The 18,366-nt window shown below is 68.2% G+C and carries 13 protein-coding genes and 1 other RNA gene; 10 read left to right on the top strand and 4 right to left on the bottom strand.

The window, feature by feature from the left end; translation table 11 throughout:
• Positions 1-129 precede the first annotated feature (129 nt).
• Together ppc and glgA are read right to left on the bottom strand one after the other, a co-directional pair.
• Complete coding sequence (ppc, locus tag QVG61_RS10360) at positions 130-2,940, bottom strand: phosphoenolpyruvate carboxylase (protein WP_289930561.1); 2,811 nt, start codon at positions 2,938-2,940, stop codon at positions 130-132.
• Between the two features lie 102 nt (positions 2,941-3,042).
• The gene (glgA, locus tag QVG61_RS10355; protein WP_289930560.1) at positions 3,043-4,500 is read right to left on the bottom strand and encodes a glycogen synthase GlgA; all 1,458 of its coding nucleotides are present in this window, start codon (positions 4,498-4,500) and stop codon (positions 3,043-3,045) included.
• A 140-nt stretch (positions 4,501-4,640) separates the two neighbouring features.
• Between glgA and gnd the strand changes: the two genes are divergently transcribed.
• The gene (gene gnd / locus QVG61_RS10350; RefSeq protein ID WP_289930558.1) at positions 4,641-5,579 is read left to right on the top strand and encodes a phosphogluconate dehydrogenase (NAD(+)-dependent, decarboxylating); all 939 of its coding nucleotides are present in this window, start codon (positions 4,641-4,643) and stop codon (positions 5,577-5,579) included.
• Between the two features lie 44 nt (positions 5,580-5,623).
• Positions 5,624-7,099 carry a glucose-6-phosphate dehydrogenase gene (zwf, locus tag QVG61_RS10345; RefSeq protein ID WP_289930557.1) on the top strand — a complete coding sequence of 492 codons (1,476 nt, stop codon included), beginning with the start codon at positions 5,624-5,626 and terminating at the stop codon, positions 7,097-7,099.
• 93 nt (positions 7,100-7,192) lie between these two features.
• On the opposite strand, the gene QVG61_RS10340 is transcribed toward zwf, so the two are convergent.
• Complete coding sequence (locus QVG61_RS10340; protein WP_289930555.1) at positions 7,193-8,785, bottom strand: methyl-accepting chemotaxis protein; 1,593 nt, start codon at positions 8,783-8,785, stop codon at positions 7,193-7,195.
• Between the two features lie 161 nt (positions 8,786-8,946).
• On the opposite strand from QVG61_RS10340, the gene pgi reads away from it, so the two are divergent.
• The 8 genes from pgi to QVG61_RS10300 all read left to right on the top strand — a co-directional run bounded on the left by pgi (position 8,947) and on the right by QVG61_RS10300 (position 17,382).
• The gene (gene pgi, locus QVG61_RS10335; protein WP_289930554.1) at positions 8,947-10,593 is read left to right on the top strand and encodes a glucose-6-phosphate isomerase; all 1,647 of its coding nucleotides are present in this window, start codon (positions 8,947-8,949) and stop codon (positions 10,591-10,593) included.
• A 44-nt stretch (positions 10,594-10,637) separates the two neighbouring features.
• An RNA gene (rnpB, locus tag QVG61_RS10330) (RNase P RNA component class A) lies at positions 10,638-10,992 on the top strand.
• Positions 10,993-11,060: 68 nt separating this feature from the next.
• A complete protein-coding gene (gene miaB, locus QVG61_RS10325; RefSeq protein ID WP_289930553.1) occupies positions 11,061-12,428 on the top strand; it encodes a tRNA (N6-isopentenyl adenosine(37)-C2)-methylthiotransferase MiaB in 1,368 nt (455 codons plus the stop codon).
• A 19-nt stretch (positions 12,429-12,447) separates the two neighbouring features.
• The gene (locus QVG61_RS10320; protein WP_289930552.1) at positions 12,448-13,434 is read left to right on the top strand and encodes a PhoH family protein; all 987 of its coding nucleotides are present in this window, start codon (positions 12,448-12,450) and stop codon (positions 13,432-13,434) included.
• A complete protein-coding gene (gene ybeY / locus QVG61_RS10315; RefSeq protein WP_289930551.1) occupies positions 13,427-13,903 on the top strand; it encodes an rRNA maturation RNase YbeY in 477 nt (158 codons plus the stop codon). Before QVG61_RS10320 ends, ybeY begins: the two co-directional genes overlap by 8 nt.
• A 36-nt stretch (positions 13,904-13,939) precedes the next feature.
• Positions 13,940-14,806 carry a transporter associated domain-containing protein gene (locus tag QVG61_RS10310; protein WP_289930550.1) on the top strand — a complete coding sequence of 289 codons (867 nt, stop codon included), beginning with the start codon at positions 13,940-13,942 and terminating at the stop codon, positions 14,804-14,806.
• 15 nt (positions 14,807-14,821) lie between these two features.
• Positions 14,822-16,339, top strand: a complete 1,518-nt coding sequence (lnt, locus tag QVG61_RS10305) for an apolipoprotein N-acyltransferase (RefSeq protein WP_289930549.1) — start codon at positions 14,822-14,824, stop codon at positions 16,337-16,339.
• Positions 16,336-17,382, top strand: a complete 1,047-nt coding sequence (locus QVG61_RS10300; protein ID WP_289930548.1) for a hypothetical protein — start codon at positions 16,336-16,338, stop codon at positions 17,380-17,382. The genes lnt and QVG61_RS10300 overlap by 4 nt, the downstream gene beginning before the upstream one ends.
• A gap of 7 nt (positions 17,383-17,389) precedes the next feature.
• Here QVG61_RS10300 and QVG61_RS10295 read toward each other — a convergent pair whose 3' ends face one another.
• Positions 17,390-18,316, bottom strand: a complete 927-nt coding sequence (locus tag QVG61_RS10295) for an HPP family protein (RefSeq protein WP_289930547.1) — start codon at positions 18,314-18,316, stop codon at positions 17,390-17,392.
• Positions 18,317-18,366: the final 50 nt, after the last annotated feature.

The raw sequence follows: 18,366 nt of genomic DNA, 5'->3' as shown, positions 1-18,366 counted from the left end.
TGGCTTGGAGCTTGCGGCCGGCCTTGCGCGGAGCGCATACCGCATTCCCGTCTTTTTCGCGGGTTGCGTGGATTTCGCGGTTATCGGTAAGGCCCTTGCACGTCCCTGTGTTCCGTGGCTGTCCTCCCGTCAGCCGGTATTGCGCATGCCGGCGGCGATGGCGTTGATGGAGCGCAGCAGCGGGCCGCGCCAACGTTCGCGCAGCTCCTCCGGCAGGGTCTCGTTGCGGTAGCGCTTGAGCAGCCGGATCTGGATGTGGTTGAGCGGATCCAGGTAGGGATCGCGGCGGCTCAGCGACAGGTACAGCGCCGGTGTTTCTTCCAGCAGCACCTGGATGTCGGCCACCTGGCGCACCTGGTCCAGGGTCCGGTAGTACTCGCTGGCGATGCGCTGGTAGATGCGTTCGGCGTGCTCCTGATCCTCGGCCAGCCCGGCGTATTCGTGGGCGATGTCGAAGCGGGCCTTGAACAGCGCCATCTGGGTATTGCTCAGCAGGGCGCGGAAATAGGGCCACTCGCGGTACATGGTCTGCAGGGTGGCGAGCCGTGTCGGGTCCTTGTCGCGCCAGGCCTCCAGCGCCGAGCCGATGCCGTACCAGGCCGGCAGGGTGTGGCGGGACTGGGCCCAGCCGAACACCCAGGGAATGGCGCGTATCGAACTCTTGGAACGGTTGGCCTTGTTGCGGTGGCTGGGTCGCGAGCCGATGTTGAGCAGGCCGATCTCGTCCACCGGGCAGGCCTCGTAGAAGTAGTCGAGGAAGCCCTCGGTGCGGTCGGTGAGATCGCGGTAGGCCTGTTCGCCGAGGGTGGCCAGCTCGTCCATGATCCCCAGGTAGTCGCGGCGGTCCGGTTGCACCGGGATGACCATGGAGCGGCTGGCCTTCATCAGCCCGGTGACCCCCATGGTCAATTCGTAGACCGCAGTCTCCAGCTGGCTGTACTTGTAGGACAGGACCTCGCCCTGTTCGGTGAACTTGATCTGGCCGTGCACCGTGCCCGGCGGCTGGGCGAGGATCGCCTCGTGGGTCGGGCCGCCACCGCGGCCGATGGTGCCGCCGCGGCCGTGGAACAGCCGGCAGCGCACTCCCATCTCCGAGGTGATGCGGATGATCCGCTGCTGGGCGCCGTACAGCCCCCAGCTGGAGGCGAGGATGCCGCCGTCCTTGCAGGAGTCGGAATAGCCGAGCATCACCTCCTGCTGGTTGCCGGAGGCTTCGAGCAGGGCGCGGTAGGTATCGTTGCCGAGCAGTTCGGTGAGTACCTGCTCGACATGCGACAGGTCCTCGATGGTCTCGAACAGGGGGCTGACGCGCAGGTGGCAGAACCAGTCGTTGCCGCGGCGCCCGGCGAGGCCGGTGAGCCAGGCCAGGTAGATCACCTCCATGACATGGCTGGCGCAGTGGGTCATGGAGATGACGTAGTTGCCGAAGGCCCGCGGGCTGACCTCGTCACGCATGCGCAGCATGACGTCGAACACCTCCAGGGTCTCGCGGGTCGGCTCGGACAGGGTTGCGCGGTCGATGGCCGGTGGCTGGCCCGAACGGATGGCGTCGGCCATCTGCTGCAGCCGTGCCGGCTCGTCCAGCGCCATGTAGTCCGCCAGTCCCTGGACGCGGAACAGTTCCGCCAGCGCCTCGCTGTGACGGGTCGATTCCTGGCGGATGTCCAGCTGCAGCAGGAAGAAACCGAAGGTCTCGACCAGGCGGATCATGTCCTGCAGCCTGCCGCGGGCGATGCGCCCGTCGCCGTGGCTGTAGAGGGAGTCGCGGATCAGGTACAGGTCGTCGAGCAACTCCTGCTCGTTGGTGTAGCAGTGTGAACAGTCGCCGGCCGGCTCGTCGCTGTCGAGCCGGGCGTTGATCGACTTCAGGGTGCGCCGCAGGCGGTGGCGCATGATGTACAGCTTGCGCCGATAGGGCTCGTGGCTGAAGCGGCTGGGATGGTCGGCGAAGGCTGCGGCCGCATAGCGCGCGTTGTCAGCGGTGAGGTTCTCCAGGAAGGCCTCGCTGGGGGTGACCAGTTCGCTGGAGTGGGTCAGCAGATGGCGCAGCTCGTCGAGCTGCTTCAGATAGAGGCAGACCGCCTCGTGCATGTGCATGCGCAGCGCCAGCTCGGTGGTCTCCGGCTTGACGAAGGGGTTGCCGTCACGGTCGCCGCCGATCCAGGAGCCGAAGCGCAGGATGCTCGGCGCCTTGACCGGCAACTCGCCATCGGGACCCTCGCCATAGGTGCGGCGGATGGATTTCTCCAGGTAGCGATAGAACAGCGGCACCGCGGCGAACAGGCTGTCGCGGACATAGAACAGGCCGTTGCGGATCTCATCCTTGACCCGTGGCCGGTGGGCGCGCACCTCGTCGGTCTTCCACAGGATCTGGATCTGGCTCTGCAGCTCGTCGATGACCTCCTGGCGCTGTTCGCGGCTGAGGCGGGTCTGGTCGAGGCGCTCGCTGGTGAGGAAGATGCGGCGCAGCGCCTCCATCACCGTGCGTCGCTTGGACTCGGTGGGATGGGCAGTGAATACCGGGATGTAGAGGGTCTGGTCGAGCAGCCGCTGCAGGGCCGTGGCGTCGATGCCGTCGGCGGCGAACTCGCGCAGGGTGTGGTCGAAGGAGCCCTCCCACAGCGGGCCGCCCTGGCTGACCGTGCGCCGCCGCTGGCGGTGCTGGAAGGACTGTTCGGCGATGTTGACCAGGCTGAAGTAGACGTTGAAGGCGCGCACCACGTGAGTGAGGATGGCCGGATCGAGTTCGTCGATCAGGTCCATCAGCCGCTGGCGCAGGCGCGGGTCGTCCTCCTTGCGCAGCCGGATGAACCCCTTGCGCAGGGTTTCCACGGCGGCCAGCACTTGGCCGCCAGCCTGGTCGCGCAGCACCTCGCCGAGCAGGTTGCCGAACAGGCGGACGCGGGATCGCAGCGCCTTGTCACGGGGTTGTTCGATCATGATTCAGGGCAACTCGTTGATTCTGTTGGTAGTGCCGCCCCAAGGCGGGCAAAGAGCGCGCATTATAGCGCAGCTCGGGCGAGGCGGCAGGCCGGCCGGTTCTCAGCCGCGGTCGGCGAGGGCCAGGCGGTAGACCTCGAGATAGCGCCGGGCGCTGCGCGTCCAGCTGAAGTCCTGGCGCATTCCGGCGCCGATCAGCCGCCGCCAGACCGGTGGCTGGCGATACAGTCCCAGTGCCCGGCCGATGGCCTGCAGCAGGGCCTCGGTGGTGGGTGCGTCGAACTGGAAGCCGGTGGCGGTGCCCTTGCGCAGCGCCGCCTCGCTGGCATCGACCACGGTATCGGCCAGGCCGCCGGTGCGGCGGACCACGGGCACGGTGCCGTAGCGCAGGCTGTAGATCTGGTTCAGGCCGCAGGGCTCGAAGCGCGAGGGCATGAGGAAGAGGTCGGCGCCGGCCTCGATGCGGTGGGCCAGCGGCTCGTCATAGCCGATGCGTACGCCGATCCGCTGCGGGTGGGCCGCCTGCGCCTCGCGCAGGGCCGCCTCCAGCTGCGCCTCGCCGCTGCCCAGCACCACCAGTTGCACGTCCTCTTCCATCAGTCGCGGCAGGGCGCCGAGGATCAGGTCCACCCCCTTCTGTTCCACCAGCCGGCCGATGTGTGCCAGCAGCGGTGTCTGCGGGCGCTCCGGCAGGCCGAATTCGCGCTGCAGGGCGGCCTTGTCCACGGCCTTGCCGGCCAGCGAGCGGCCGTTGTAGTTGGCCGCCAGGTGGGGATCCTTGCCCGGGTTCCAGTGCTGGTAGTCGGCGCCGTTGAGGATGCCGCTGAGGCGGTCCTGCCGGTGTCGCAGCAGGCCCTCCAGGCCATAGCCGAATTGCGGGGTGCAGATCTCCCGGGCATAGGTCGGGCTGACCGTGGTCAGCCGGTCGGCGAACACCAGGCCGCCCTTGATGAACGACAGCCGGCCGTGGAATTCCAGCGCCTCCATCGACCACCAATGCGGCGGCAGGCCGAGCTCGCCCAGCAGGGCGGCATCGAACAGGCCCTGGTAGGCCAGATTGTGAATGGTGAACAGGGTCGCCGGACGAGCCGCTTCCAGGGACAGCAGGGCCGGAACCAGACCGCACTGCCAGTCGTTGGTGTGCACCAGCTCGGCACGCCAGCCGAGGCCGGCGCGGTCCTGGGCCAACTCGACCACGGCCCGGGCGAAGCGTGCGAAGCGCTGGGCGTTGTCGGGCCAGTCGTGGCCGTCCGGCCCGACATAGGGATTGCCGGGCCGGTCGAAGCAGCCCGGGGCGTCGACCAGCCAGACCTTGAGCGCGCTGCCGGGCAGGTGGGTCTGCAGGATGCGCACCGGCGCCGTGTCGCCGTGGAGCTGCAGCCGGGCCACCTCCGCCGGCGGTGTCTCGAGGGTGTCCAGCAGGCTGCGGTAGGCGGGCAGCACCAGCCGAACCTCGTGGTGCAGGTTCTTCAGCGCCCGGGGCAGGGCGCCGGCGACGTCGGCCAGGCCGCCGGTCTTGATCAGCGGATGGGCTTCGGGGCTGGCAAAGAGGATCTTCATGGCTTCAGGTTCGGGGCGGTCTGGCCGCTGCAGGTCGGGACGGGGATTATACGGCGTGGCCGCGGCAATGTACCCAATGAATGGGTCTATACTGCATCCCCGACGGACAGATCCTGAATCGGGCAGCAAGGAGAACGGATATGCGCATGGCAATGATCGGACTCGGCCGCATGGGTGCCAACATGTCCCGGCGCCTGCGCCGTGGCGGCATCGAGGTGGTGGGCTATGACCGCAGCCCTGAGGTGGTCGAGCAGCTGGCGGCCGAGGCGGGCATGGTCCCCGCCGACTCCCTGGAGGACCTGGTTGAGCGGCTCGAGGCGCCGCGCCTGGTCTGGGTGATGCTGCCTGCCGGCGAGGTGACCGAGGCGTGCATCGAGCGTCTCGCCGCCCTGCTGGACCCGGGCGACGTGCTGGTCGACGGCGGCAACGCCAACTACCACGACAGCCAGCGGCGTGCCGCTCGACTGGCGGAAGCCGGTATCGAGTTCATCGATGCCGGTACCTCCGGCGGTGTCTGGGGGCTGGACAACGGCTATTGTCTGATGGTCGGTGGCTCGGAGACTGCCGTCGAGCGGCTGGCGCCGGCGCTCAGGGTGCTGGCGCCGGCTCCGGACCGCGGCTGGGCCCATGTCGGGCCGGTGGGCTCCGGGCACTTCACCAAGATGGTCCACAACGGTATCGAGTACGGCATGATGCAGGCCATGGCCGAAGGCTTTGCCCTGCTGCACGGCAAGACCGAGTTCCAGCTGGACCTGGCGCAGATCGCCGAGTTGTGGCGGCACGGCTCGGTGGTGCGCAGCTGGCTGCTGGACCTGAGTGCCGCGGCCCTGGCCGAGGACCAGCAGCTGGCCGGTGTCGCTCCGGTAGTGGCCGACTCGGGCGAGGGGCGCTGGACCGCCATCGAGGCCATCGATCAGGGCGTGGCCCTGCCGGTGATCAGCCTGTCACTGGCGATGCGCTTCGCCAGTCAGGACCGCGAGGGCTACGCCAACCGCCTGCTGGCGATGATGCGCAACGCCTTCGGCGGCCATGCGGTGGAACGCCGATCCGCGAGCGGCGACTCGCCGGCCGCCGGCTGAGGCGCGGGCCGCCAGCCATGCATTCCAGACCGGGAGAGCAGCCCATGTCCGACCCCTGTACCTTCGTCATCTTCGGCGCCACCGGCAACCTGGCGCAGAACAAGCTGTTGCCGGCGCTCTACCACCTGGAGCAGGCGGGTCGTCTGCCGGACGGCATGGCGGTGCTCGGCGTCGGCCGCCGGGACTGGGACGAGACGGCTTGGCGGGCCCAGGTGGAGGCCGATCTCGCCAGCCGGGTCCGTGGCGGGCTGGACGCGGCCGTCTGGGGGCGGTTTCGTGAGCGCCTGTTCTTCTTTCGTGGCGACCTCGGCGACGAGGCCATGTATCCCGCCCTGCGCCAGACCCTGGACCAGGGTCCGCAGTTTCCGTCCAACATCATCTTCTACATGTCCATCAGTCCGGCCAACTTCGGGGTGGTCAGTCGCCAGCTGGGCGTGGTTGGCCTCAATGACGAGCGGGACGGCTGGCGCCGGGTGGTGGTGGAGAAGCCTTTCGGCTACGACCTGGAGAGCGCCGAGATCCTCAACGAGCGGCTGCACCGCGACTGGCGCGAGAACCAGCTCTACCGCATCGATCACTACCTGGGCAAGGGCACCATCCAGAACATCCTGGTGTTCCGCTTCGCCAACCTGATGCTGGAACCGCTCTGGAACCGCAACTACATCGACCATGTGCAGATCAGCCATGCCGAGGCGCGCGGCATCGAGCAGCGCGCCAGCTACTACGACACCGCAGGTGCCTTGCGCGACATGGTGCAGAGCCACCTGCTGCAGATGCTGACCCTGGTGGCGATGGAGCCGCCGGCCAGCCTCGATGCCGAGTCGCTGCGCGACGAGAAGGTCAAGGTGCTGCGCTCCATCCGGCCCATCCCGCAGAGTGCCGTGCATGCCCACGCCTTCCGCGCCCAGTATGCGCGGGGCAAGGTGCAGGGGGAGAAGGTCGCCGGCTACCTGGAAGAACCGGGGGTGCCGGCGCATAGTACCACCGAGACCTACTGTGCCCTGAAGCTGTTCATCGACAACTGGCGCTGGCGCAACGTGCCCTTCTATCTGCGTACCGGCAAGCGCATGGCGCAGGACAACTCGATGATCAGCATCCGTTTCAAGCACCCGCCGCAGCAGCTGTTCCGGGAGACGCCCATCGAGCAGCTCAAACCAAACTGGATTCTGATGAATATCCAGCCCAACGACTGCCTGAGCATCGAGCTGCAGGTCAAGCAGCCGGGGCTGGAGATGCGCACCCAGACCCAGCGCCTGGATGCCGCCAGCTGCGGCCTCAGCCAGTATGGCATCGATGCCTACGAGGCGTTGCTGCTGGACGTGATCGATGGCGACGGCTCGTTGTTTCTGCGCTTCGACGAGGTGAACTGGGCCTGGCAGGTGGTGGATCCCATCCTCAAGGTCTGGGCCATGGAGCGGGACTACATCCACACCTATCCGGCGGGGACCTGGGGACCGCCCGAGACCAACCGCCTGTTCCTGCGCGACGATCAGGAGTGGCGCAATACGCTGGAGGAATAGCAGCCGAAGGGTTGCCCCGGCCGGCGCTGATAGGACCCCGCCCAGGAGACGGGAAGGGGCGGCAACCCGGGCCCGCGCTATCCGCTGGTCGGTTCAGAACAGCTCGACTGCCGCGGGGTCGTGCTCGACAGGCAAGGAATCTTCCTCGATCCCTCCCCTCACAACGGCGGTCAGCTGCACCGAGAACTGGGCCAGATCGCTGTTGTCGGAGATGCTCTGCCTTGCGATGGCCACCAGGTCGGCGATGTTGGCGTTGATCTGGGTGATGCTGTCGTGGACCTCACCTGCCAGAAGCTGCTGCCGGGCGGCCAGTTCGGCGTTCTCGGTGCTCTGCGCGTGGATGCCGGCGAGGGCGGTGGTGATGTGCTGGAAGGCCTCGCCGGTCTCGTCGACCTGGGCCAGGTTGTGATGCGAGTGCGACCGGTTCTCTTCCATGGTGGCCACGGCCTCTTCGCTGTCGCTGCGGATGCCCTCGATCAGCGCCTCGATCTCGGCGGTCGATTCGGTGGTGCGGCGTGACAGATTGCGAACCTCGTCGGCGACCACGGCGAAGCCGCGGCCGTGCTCACCGGCGCGGGCCGCCTCGATGGCGGCATTCAGCGCCAGCAGGTTGGTCTGTTCGGCAATGGCCTCGATCATGTCCAGGGCCTTGCGGATATCCTTGTGGCGGCCGGCGAGGCGGGTCACGGTGTCGTTCAGGCGGTCCATCCCGGCAACCAGTGAGCGCATGCCGCTCTTGGCCGCCTCCACCACCTGGAGACCGGTCCTGGCCTGGTCCTGGGCCTCGGTGGCCTGCGCCATGGTGGCATTGTTCTGCCGGCTGACCTGTTCGCTGGCCTGGGCCATCTGTTCGATGCTCTGGGCAAAGGTGCCGATGGCCTGTGCCTGTTCCTCCACCGCGGCGCTGGTGCTGGCGGTGATCTCCTGGGCCTTCTGACTGGCCTGCGAGAGGCCATCGGCCAGCATCATCACCTTCTGCACCATCTCTTCCAGTTGGCCCATGAACAGGTCGAAGAACATGCCGATCTGGGCGAATTCGTCCTCCCCCTCCATGTTCATGCGCGTTGAAAAGCTGGCCTCGCCCTGGACCAGTTCGCGGAAGGCGGTCTTGAGCTGCTCCAGGTTGCGGGTCATGACGCGCAGCATCCAGTACAGCAGCAGCAGGGTGGTAGCGAGGACGCCGAGGCCCAGGAACAGGGCGCCCCAGGCCAGATTCGTCAGCTCTTCCTCTATATGGGTGATGTCCTGACCCAGCTCGACCCGGCCCAGGCTTCGGCCGTCGAGTTCGATGGGCGCGGAGATGTCGAAGATGCCGTCGCCCCGCAGCGCGGCGGCGAAGTCCGCATCGGCCTGGAAGCGCCTGCCGAGCAGGCGTTCGTCGCCGCTGGCCGCCAGGCTGCGGCCCGCGGGATCACGCAGCCGGACATAGGCCAGATCGTTGTGGAGCAGGATGCTTTCGACGTCTTGCTGCAGCGTCCTCAGGTCGCCGTCGCGCATGGCGCTGGCGGAGGTGTCTGCGAGGCTGGAGGCCAGGCCGGCCAGGCGGGTGGTGACATGTTCGGTCTCCTCCCGGTGGTAGAAGCCGTATCCCGCGACCAGCAGGATCGCCAGCATGCTCGCCTGCATGGCGCTGAGCAGCAGCAGGGCCTTGCCCCTGAAACCCAAGCTTGGCAACTGGAATCCCATGCGCATTCGTCTCGATCGCCTGCCTCCCCGGGAGGCCATGCCCGGTTGCTCGGCGCGGAGAGGGAAAACTTGAGCGCGGGGCTCGTCCCTGGGCAGATGCCTTTGCCCACGCTTCACCGTACAATCCCGACCAGGCCACGAGCGAAGGATCGACCCAGACCATGACCAGCCCCACCCCCACCAGCGCCTGGCAGGCGCTCACCGACCACTATTTCGAGATCCGCGACCAGCACATGCGTGACTGGTTCGAGGCCGATCCGGCGCGCTTCGACAAGTTCTCCCTGGCCTTCGAGGATCTGCTGCTCGATTTTTCCAAGAACCGCATCACCGAGGAGACCTTTGCGCTGCTGCTCGACCTGGCCCGGGAGCGGGATCTGCAGGGCTGGATTCGACGCATGTTCGCCGGCGACAAGATCAATGTCACCGAGAACCGGGCGGTGCTGCACGTGGCCCTGCGCAACCGCGCCAACCGGCCCATCGAGGTCGATGGCGAGGACGTGATGCCGGCGGTCAACGCCGTGCTGGCTCGAATGCGCAATTTCAGCGAGGCGGTCCGGGGCGGTGACTGGCGGGGCTACGACGGGCGGCCGATCCGTGACGTGGTGAACATCGGCATCGGTGGCTCCGACCTGGGGCCGCAGATGGTCTGCGCGGCGCTCAGGCCTCATGCCGGCGGGGGTCCGCGGGTGCATTTCGTGTCCAACGTCGATGGCTGCCAGATCGCCGCCACCCTGGAGGGGCTGGAGCCGGCGACCACCCTGTTCGTCGTTGCCTCCAAGACCTTCACCACCCAGGAGACCCTGACCAACGCCCGTACCGCGCGGGCCTGGCTGGTCGAGGCGGCCGCTGACGAGGCGGCGGTGGCGCGGCATTTCGTCGCCGTCTCCACCAACAGCGAGGCGGTGCGCGCCTTCGGCATCGACTCGGCCAACATGTTCGAGTTCTGGGACTGGGTCGGTGGCCGCTACTCGCTGTGGTCGGCGATCGGCCTGCCGATCGCCCTCTACCTCGGCATGGACGCCTTCGAGGCGCTGCTGGACGGGGCGCATGCCATGGACGAGCACTTCCGCAGCGCGCCCCTGGCCGAGAACCTGCCGGTGGTGCTCGGCCTGCTCGGTATCTGGTACGTCAATTTCTTCGGCGCCGCCAGTCATGCCATCCTGCCCTACGACCAGAACCTGCACCGCCTGCCCGCCTATCTGCAGCAGGCCGAGATGGAGAGCAACGGCAAGCGGGTGTCGCGGGACGGCGAACCCCTGGACTACGACAGTGCGCCGGTGATCTGGGGCGAGCCCGGCACCAATGGCCAGCATGCCTTCTTCCAGCTCCTGCACCAGGGCACCCGCCTGGTGCCGGCGGACTTCCTGGCCGCCGCCGAACCTGCCTGTCCGCTGCCCGAGCACCACCGTATCCTGCTGTCCAACTTCTTCGCCCAGACCGAGGCCCTGATGCGCGGCCGCAGCGAGGCCGAGGCGCGTGCCGAGCTGGCCGCCCAGGGCCTGTCCGGGGCGGACCTGGAACGGCTGCTGCCGCACCGGATGTTTCCCGGCAACCGGCCGAGCACCTCCATCCTCTACCGCCGTCTCACGCCCCGAACCCTGGGCAGCCTGATCGCCCTCTACGAGCACAAGATCTTCGTTCAGGGCGTGATCTGGGGCATCGACTCCTTCGATCAGTGGGGGGTGGAGCTGGGCAAGCAGCTGGCCGGGGCCATCCTCCCGGAACTGCAGGCGCCGGGGCCGGTCTCAGGCCACGACGCCTCCACCCGCGGCCTGATCGATTACTGCAAGCAGCTGCGCGGGGAATGAACGCCCATAGGTCGGCGCCGGGCAAGCTGGTATAATGAACGGTCCGAGTCGGCCAGACAGCCGCGGGGGCCCTCGGGCCCTCGAGGAAAGTCCGGGCTCCACAGGGCAGGGTGCCAGGTAACGCCTGGGGGGCGCGAGCCCACGGAAAGTGCCACAGAAAACATACCGCCGATGGCCGGGTTCGCCCGGCACAGGCAAGGGTGAAAAGGTGCGGCAAGAGCGCACCGCGCCGCTGGCAACAGCGGTGGCAGGGTAAACCCCACCCGGAGCAAGACCAAATAGGGGAGCCATGGCGCGGCCCGCGTCGCTCCCGGGTAGGTCGCTCGAGGTGTGCGGCGACGCACATCCCAGATGAATGGCTGTCCACGACAGAACCCGGCTTACCGGCCGGCTCGGTATTTTTATCGGTGAGGGGGTGGGCGTTACGATGGACCCTCCATCCTTACCCTTCACGCGCTGTTGAGAGAATGAAAGGCAGGCTCTACATCAAGACCTTCGGGTGTCAGATGAACGAGTACGACTCGGCGAAGATCGCCGACGTGCTGGCGGCCTCGCATGGCCTGCAGGCAGTGGACGATCCCGAGACGGCCGACGTGCTGCTGCTCAACACCTGCTCGATCCGCGAGAAGGCCCAGGAAAAGGTGTTCTCCACCCTTGGCCAGTGGAAGGCCTGGAAGGCGTCCCGGCCCGACCTTGTGATCGGCGTCGGCGGTTGCGTGGCCAGCCAGGAGGGTGAGGCGCTGCGCGAGCGCGCGCCCTATGTGGACATCGTCTTCGGTCCACAGACCCTGCACCGCTTGCCGGCGATGCTCGACGCGGTGCGCGCTGCCCGGCGGCCGGTGGTCGACGTCAGCTTCCCGGAGATCGAGAAGTTCGACCGCCTGCCGGAGCCGCGTGCCGAGGGACCGACTGCCTTCGTTTCCATCATGGAAGGCTGCAGCAAGTACTGCACCTTCTGCGTGGTGCCCTACACCCGGGGCGAGGAGGTCAGCCGGCCGTTCGATGACATCATCGCCGAATGCGCGGCGCTGGCCGCCCAGGGGGTGCGCGAGATCACCCTGCTGGGGCAGAACGTCAACGCCTACCGAGGGGCCATGCACGATGGCGAGACGGCTGACCTGGCGCTGCTGATCAGCTATATCGCCGCCATCGACGGCATCGGCCGCATCCGCTACACCACCTCCCACCCGCTGGAAATGAGCGACAGCCTGCTCCAGGTCTACCGCGAGGTGCCCGAGCTGGTCGCTCACCTGCATCTGCCGGTGCAGAGCGGCTCGGACCGGATCCTGGCGCTGATGAAGCGCAATCACACGGCGCTGGAATACAAGGCCATCGTCCGCCGCCTGCGCGAGGCGCGCCCCGGCATCAGCCTGTCCTCGGACTTCATCGTCGGTTTTCCCGGCGAGACGGCGGACGATTTCGAGGCCACCATGGCGTTGATCGACGCGCTCGGTTTCGATCATTCCTTCAGTTTCGTCTACAGCGCCCGGCCGGGCACACCGGCGGCGGAGCTGCCGGACGACGTGCCACTGGCCGAGAAGAAGGCGCGGCTGGCCCGGCTGCAGGCGCGCATCGCCGAGCAGGCGGCGGCCATCAGCCGTGCGATGGTCGGCAGCGAGCAGCGCATCCTGGTGGAAGGCCCATCGCGCCGCGATCCGGCCGAGCTGGCCGGCCGCACCGAGAACAACCGGGTGGTCAACTTCCGCGGCGCACCCGAGCTGATCGGACGCTTCGTGAGGGTGCGCATCGAGGCGGCCCTGCCCAACTCGCTGCGCGGCGAGTTCGTCGATCTGGCGGAGGACGATGCCTCGGCCTCCGCCGCCAACTGGGGCTGAGTCCGCCCTCCTCACCGCCTTGAGCCAGAAACCCGCAGCCTACGACTTCACCCTGGAACCGGCCGACAACGCGCGGCTGGCCAATGTCTGTGGCCAGTTCGACGAGAACCTGCGCCAGATCGAGGGACGGCTCGGGGTGGAGATCAACAACCGTGGCAACCGCTTCCACGTCATCGGCGAGGCCGCCGCGGCGCGGCGGGCCGGGGATGTGCTGCGTTGCCTGTACCGTGACGCCGCCGGCCAGGCGCTGACCCCGGAACGGCTGCATCTCTACCTGCAGCAGGCCGAGGCAGAGGCGGCCGCCGGGGACGCGGAGCCGGCCCGGCCGGAGGTGGTGATCCGCACCCGCATCGGCGAGATCCGCGGGCGCGGCCCCAACCAGCGGCGCTACCTGGCGAGCATCGCCGAGCAGGATCTCAGTTTCGGCATCGGTCCGGCCGGTACCGGCAAGACCTGGCTGGCGGTGGCCAGCGCGGTCCAGGCCCTGGAGCGCGAGCAGGTGCGGCGGCTGATCCTGGTGCGCCCGGCGGTGGAGGCCGGCGAACGGCTCGGCTTCCTGCCCGGCGACATGGCGCAGAAGGTCGATCCCTATCTGCGGCCGCTGTACGACGCCCTCTACGAGATGCTCGGCTTCGACCGGGTCAGCAAGCTGATCGAGCGCAACGTGATCGAGGTTGCGCCACTGGCCTTCATGCGCGGCCGGACCCTGAACGATGCCTTCATCATCCTCGACGAGGCGCAGAACACCACCATCGAACAGATGAAGATGTTCCTGACCCGCATCGGCTTCGGTGCCACTGCGGTGGTGACCGGGGACGTCACCCAGGTCGACCTGCCGCGCGGCACCGCCTCCGGGCTGCGTCACGTGGTGGAGGTGCTGAAGGACGTGGAGGGCGTCAGCTTCACCTTTTTCAGCGCCCGCGACGTAGTGCGACATCCCCTGGTGCAGCGCATCGTCGGCGCCTATGCGCGGCACGAGGCGTCCGGGGGGCAGGACGATGGCTGAGCCGCAGCCTGCCGGTGGCGGCCTGCGGGTCGAGTTGCAGCACGCCCAGCAGGTGGCGGCGGTTCCGGACGATGCCGCGCTGCGGCGCTGGGCCCAGGCCGCCTGGCTGCATCCCGGCCGGGCGGCCGAGGTCACGGTGCGCATCGTCGACGCGGCGGAGAGCGCCGAGCTCAACCGGACCTACCGCCATCGCGAGGGCCCGACCAACGTGCTCTCCTTCCCCTTCGAGGCCCCGCCCGGTGTCGAACTGCCGCTGCTCGGCGACCTGGTGATCTGTGCCCCGGTGGTGGCGCGCCAGGCCGCCGGGCAGGGCAAGACGCTGGAGGCCCACTGGGCGCACATGCTGGTGCACGGCATGCTCCACCTGCAGGGTTACGATCACATGACGGCGGAGGAGGCCGGGCGCATGGAAGGGCTTGAATGCGAAATCCTCGCCCGGTTAGGCTACGCGAATCCGTATGAGCAATGAGAGGAGGACGTGCCGCGGGCAACCGAGCGCGGGTCTATGAACGAAGACCGATCTAGTAACGGTTCCGCCCATCGCGGCTGGCTCGAGCGCCTGAGCCAGGTGTTGATGACGGAACCGAAGGACCGGCAGCAGCTGATCGAGCTGCTGCGTGATGCCCAGCGTCGCAACCTGTTCGATGCCGACGCCCTGGCCATGATCGAGGGCGTGCTCCAGGTCTCGGAGATGCAGGTGCGCGACATCATGATCCCACGGGCGCAGATGGTGGTGGTCAACCGCGACGACCGGCCGGAAGACATCCTGCCGGTGATCATCCAGTCCGGCCATTCCCGCTTCCCGGTGATCGGCGACAACCGCGACGAGGTGGTCGGCATCCTGCTGGCCAAGGACATGCTGCGTTACCGCCTGCACGAGGACGAGAGGTTCGATATCCGTGAGGTGATGCGCCCTGCGGTGTTCATTCCGGAGAGCAAGCGACTCAACGTGCTGCTCAAGGAATTCCGTGCCAGCCGCAACCACATCGCCATCGTGGTCGACGAATACGGCGGCGTGGCCGGCATGGTGACCATCGAGGACGTGCTGGAGCAGATCGTCGGCGAGATCACCGACGAGCATGACGTCGAGGAGGGCGCCTTCATCCTCAAGCGTTCCGACACCGAGTACATGATCAAGGCGCTGACCCCGATCGAGGATTTCAACGAGTACTTCGGCACCCATCTCGACGCCGAGGCCTTCGACACCATCGGCGGGCTCATCGCCCGCGAGTTCGGCCATCTGCCCAAACGTGGCGAGACGCTGCAGCTGGATGGCATGACCTTCAAGGTGGTGCGGGCCGACAACCGCCGCATCCACATGCTGGCCCTGGAGCTGCCGCAGCCGCCGGCCGCCCGGGCCGACGCCGGCTGACGGTTCCCCCGCCGGATGGAGCAGACGCCGGGCAGTTCCCGCCTCGCCGCCTGGCGGCCGCTGGCCCTGTCGGGACTCTGCGGTGCGCTGCTGGTCCTCGCCTTCGCCCCCTTCGGTCTCTGGCCGCTGGCACCGCTTGGCCTCGCCGGCTGGCTCGGGCTGTTTGCCGGACTGAAGCCGCGCCAGGCCTTCTGGAGCGGCTGGCTGTTCGGCCTGGGACTGTTCGGTGGCGGGGTCAACTGGGTGCACATCAGCATCCACCAGTACGGCCACAGCCCCTTGCCGGCGGCGCTGGCGGTGACCCTGCTGCTGATCGCCTACCTGGCCCTGTTTCCGGCGCTGGCCGCAGGCCTGGCCCGGCGGCTGGCCCCCGGGCGTCCGGGGTTTCGCCTGCTGCTGCTGGTCTTTCCCTCGCTCTGGGTGCTCACCGAATGGCTGCGTGGCTGGCTGTTCACCGGCTTCCCCTGGCTCAATCCCGGCTACAGCCAGATCGATGCGCCTCTGTCCGGTTTCGCCCCCCTGCTCGGCGTCTACGGTCTCGACTGGCTGCTGGCGCTGTCCGCCGGCCTGCTGGTCTATCTGCTGAGCCGGCGTGGGCGGTTGCGCTGGGCGGCGGCCGGGCTGTTGCTGCTGATCTGGCTGGCCGGCTCAGGGTTGCGTGGCCTGTCCTGGACGGAACCGGCTGGCGCGCCGCTGCGCCTGTCGCTGATCCAGGGCAACATCTCCCAGGAACTGAAATGGGTGCGCAGCCAGCGCCAGGCTACCCTGGCCCGCTACCTGGAGATGACCCGCCGCGAGTGGGCCGAGTGGCAGCCGCGCCTGGTGATCTGGCCGGAAACCGCCATCCCCGCCTTCTATCACGAGGTCGAGGACGGCTTCCTGGCGGCCCTGCGTGCCGAGGCGGCAGACGCCGGCAGCGATCTGCTGACAGGGGTGCCGGTGCTGGACCGCGAGAGCTGGCGCTACTACAACGCGGTGATCAACCTCGAGGCGCCGACCGGTTTCTACTACAAGCGCCATCTGGTGCCCTTCGGCGAATACCTGCCGCTGCGCGAGTGGCTCGGTGGACTGCTGCAGGTGATGCCGCTGCCAGTGGCCGATTTCAGCGCCGGCGAGGGGCCGCCGCTGCTGACGGCGGCCGGCCAGCCGGTGGGGATGTCCATCTGCTACGAGGTGATCTTCGGCGAGGAGCTGCTCGATGCCCTGCCCGAGGCCGGCCTGCTGGTCAATGTCAGCAACGATGCCTGGTTCGGCGATTCGCTGGCACCGCATCAGCATCTGGAGATGGCGCGCATGCGGGCGCTGGAGACCGGCCGCTATCTGTTGCGCGCCACCAATACCGGAATCAGCGCGGTGATCGCCCCCGACGGTCGGTTGAGCGCCCGCAGTCCGCAGTTCCAGCCGGCGGTGGTCCGCGATACCGTCCGTCCCTACCGCGGCACCACCCCCTATGTGAAAAGCGGCAACGGGCCTCTGTTCGCCCTGCTGGTGCTGCTGCTGAGCGCCGCCGCGCGGCGCGGGAGGGGGGCATGATCGGCGCGCCGCTGTTCGCCTCGCCGGCGGCGCTGCGCCAGGCCTTCGATGCCGGGCTCGTCCGGCTGATCGAGGCCGGCGGCCTGGGCCCCTTCATCCTTGTCGCGGCCAACGCTACCTTCGACGCGCGCCTGCTGCCGGCCCTGCGCGGACCGCTGCAGGCGGCCTACCGCGAGCTGGCCGAGGCGCTGCAGGCCGCACGCCAGGCCGGCCAGCCGCTGCCGGGGGTGGCGGAGGACGTGGAGGTGTTCGAGAAGATCCATGCCTTGGGCCTGACCGCCCTGCAGCCGACCGAGTTCCGTGAAGCGGGGCCCTGGCAGCTGCAGTTCAATCCGCTGCGCGCCTTCCGGCCGCGGCGCATCAGCGGCCGGGTGCCCGCGGGTGTCGCGGCGCCCTTCGACCCGGAGGGGTTTCACTTCAACCGCCCCTTCCTGCAGCCGGAGTGCTTCTGGTCCGGCAGCCTGCAGGGCCGTCCGGTCGACCTCTACTACAACAAGTACCCCTTTGCCGGGCTGCACGGCCTGCTGGTGCCGGAGCGCGAGGCCGAGTGGCCGCAGCGCCTCGAGGCCGCCGATCACGACTGGTTGTGGGCGCTGTGTGCCGAGCTGGGCGAAACGCTGCCGGGCATCGGTTTCGGCTACAACGGTTACGGTGCCTACGCCTCGGTCAATCACCTGCATTTCCAGATGTTCCTGGCCGAGCGGCCGTTGCCGGTGGAGGACGGCCGCTGGTGTCACAACGGCGGCGGGCTCGACTATCCGGCGGCTTGTGAGACCTACGCCACCCCGGGGGAGGCCTGGCGGCGCCTCGAGGCGTTGCATCGGGCGCAGCAGCCCTGCAACCTGCTCTACGTTCCGGGGCGGCTGTATCTCTTCCCGCGCCGCAAGCAGGGCACCGTGGAGGTGCCCGCCTGGAGCAGCGGCTTCACCTGGTTCGAGCTGGCCGGTGGTCTGGTGAGCTTCGAGCGCGAGGCCTATCTGCAGCTCGACGCGGCGCGCATCGAGGCGGAGCTGGCTGCGCTGCGGCCGGCCCGGGAGGTCTGAAGCGGGCTCAGTCCTGAGCGGGCAGCAGCTCGCGTGCCGCCCAGCGGGCGAACTCCCTGCGGGTGCAGCTGTCCGCGCTGTGCAGGCCGCGGCCTTCCACCGTGCGGTAGACCACCAGATCCTGCTCCGGGTCCTCGTGTGGATCCTCGTCGATCACCTCGCGTACTGCCCACTCGGCGCCGTGCCGGCCGTTGGTGTAGAAGTGGCCGACGCGGATCTGCTCGGGGGTGAGACGCTGGCGTTCGGCGTGTTCCAGGGCCAGGGTGAACAGCCGTTCCAGGTCCTCGGTGGTCAGGTCGACGATCAGGTCCATGTCGTTCAGCGCCTGTTCGATGTGCCGCCGGTCGATCGGCGCTGCCGCTGCCGCTGCGCTGGGCGGAGGTGGCGCCTCGGTGAAGCGCATCAGGCTGACCGGATAGCGCCGCCAGGGGAACAGGCTGTTGAAGACGATGGCGGTGACCAGGATCACCAGCGTGTTGATGCCGATCGGCGTCAGCGCGTACTGGTAACCGAGGGCGTGAATGGCCGGCCCGCCGATCACCGCCGCCAGCGCGGTGGCGCCGCCCGGCGGGTGGATGCAACCGAGCAGGTGCATGGCGCCGATCGCCAGGCCCACCGCCAGGCCGGCGGCGAGAAAGGTGTCGGGTATCCACTGATAGCAGCTGACGCCGATCAGTGCCGAGATCAGATGACCGCCGATCAGCGCCCAGGGCTGGGACAGCCGGCCATGGGGCACGGCGAACAGCAGCACCGCCGAGGCGCCCATCGAGGGCACGATCAGGGCGGCGCCGCTGGCGCCGGTGACCTGGTAGCTGATCCAGGCGATGAGGAAGATGCCGGTGAATCCGCCGAGGGTGGAGACCAGTTTCTCGGCGGGGCTGACGTTTTCGGGTTCGAGGGCGAGAAAGCGACGCAGGCGTTGCAGCTTGTTCAATGGATGGATCCCTTGGTGTCGACGACGGGTACCGCCGGTCCATTCTGCTC

The organism is Thiohalobacter sp. IOR34 (genome assembly GCF_030406045.1).
GTDB lineage: Bacteria > Pseudomonadota > Gammaproteobacteria > Thiohalobacterales > Thiohalobacteraceae.
This window is presented reverse-complemented; position numbering and strand designations above follow the sequence as displayed.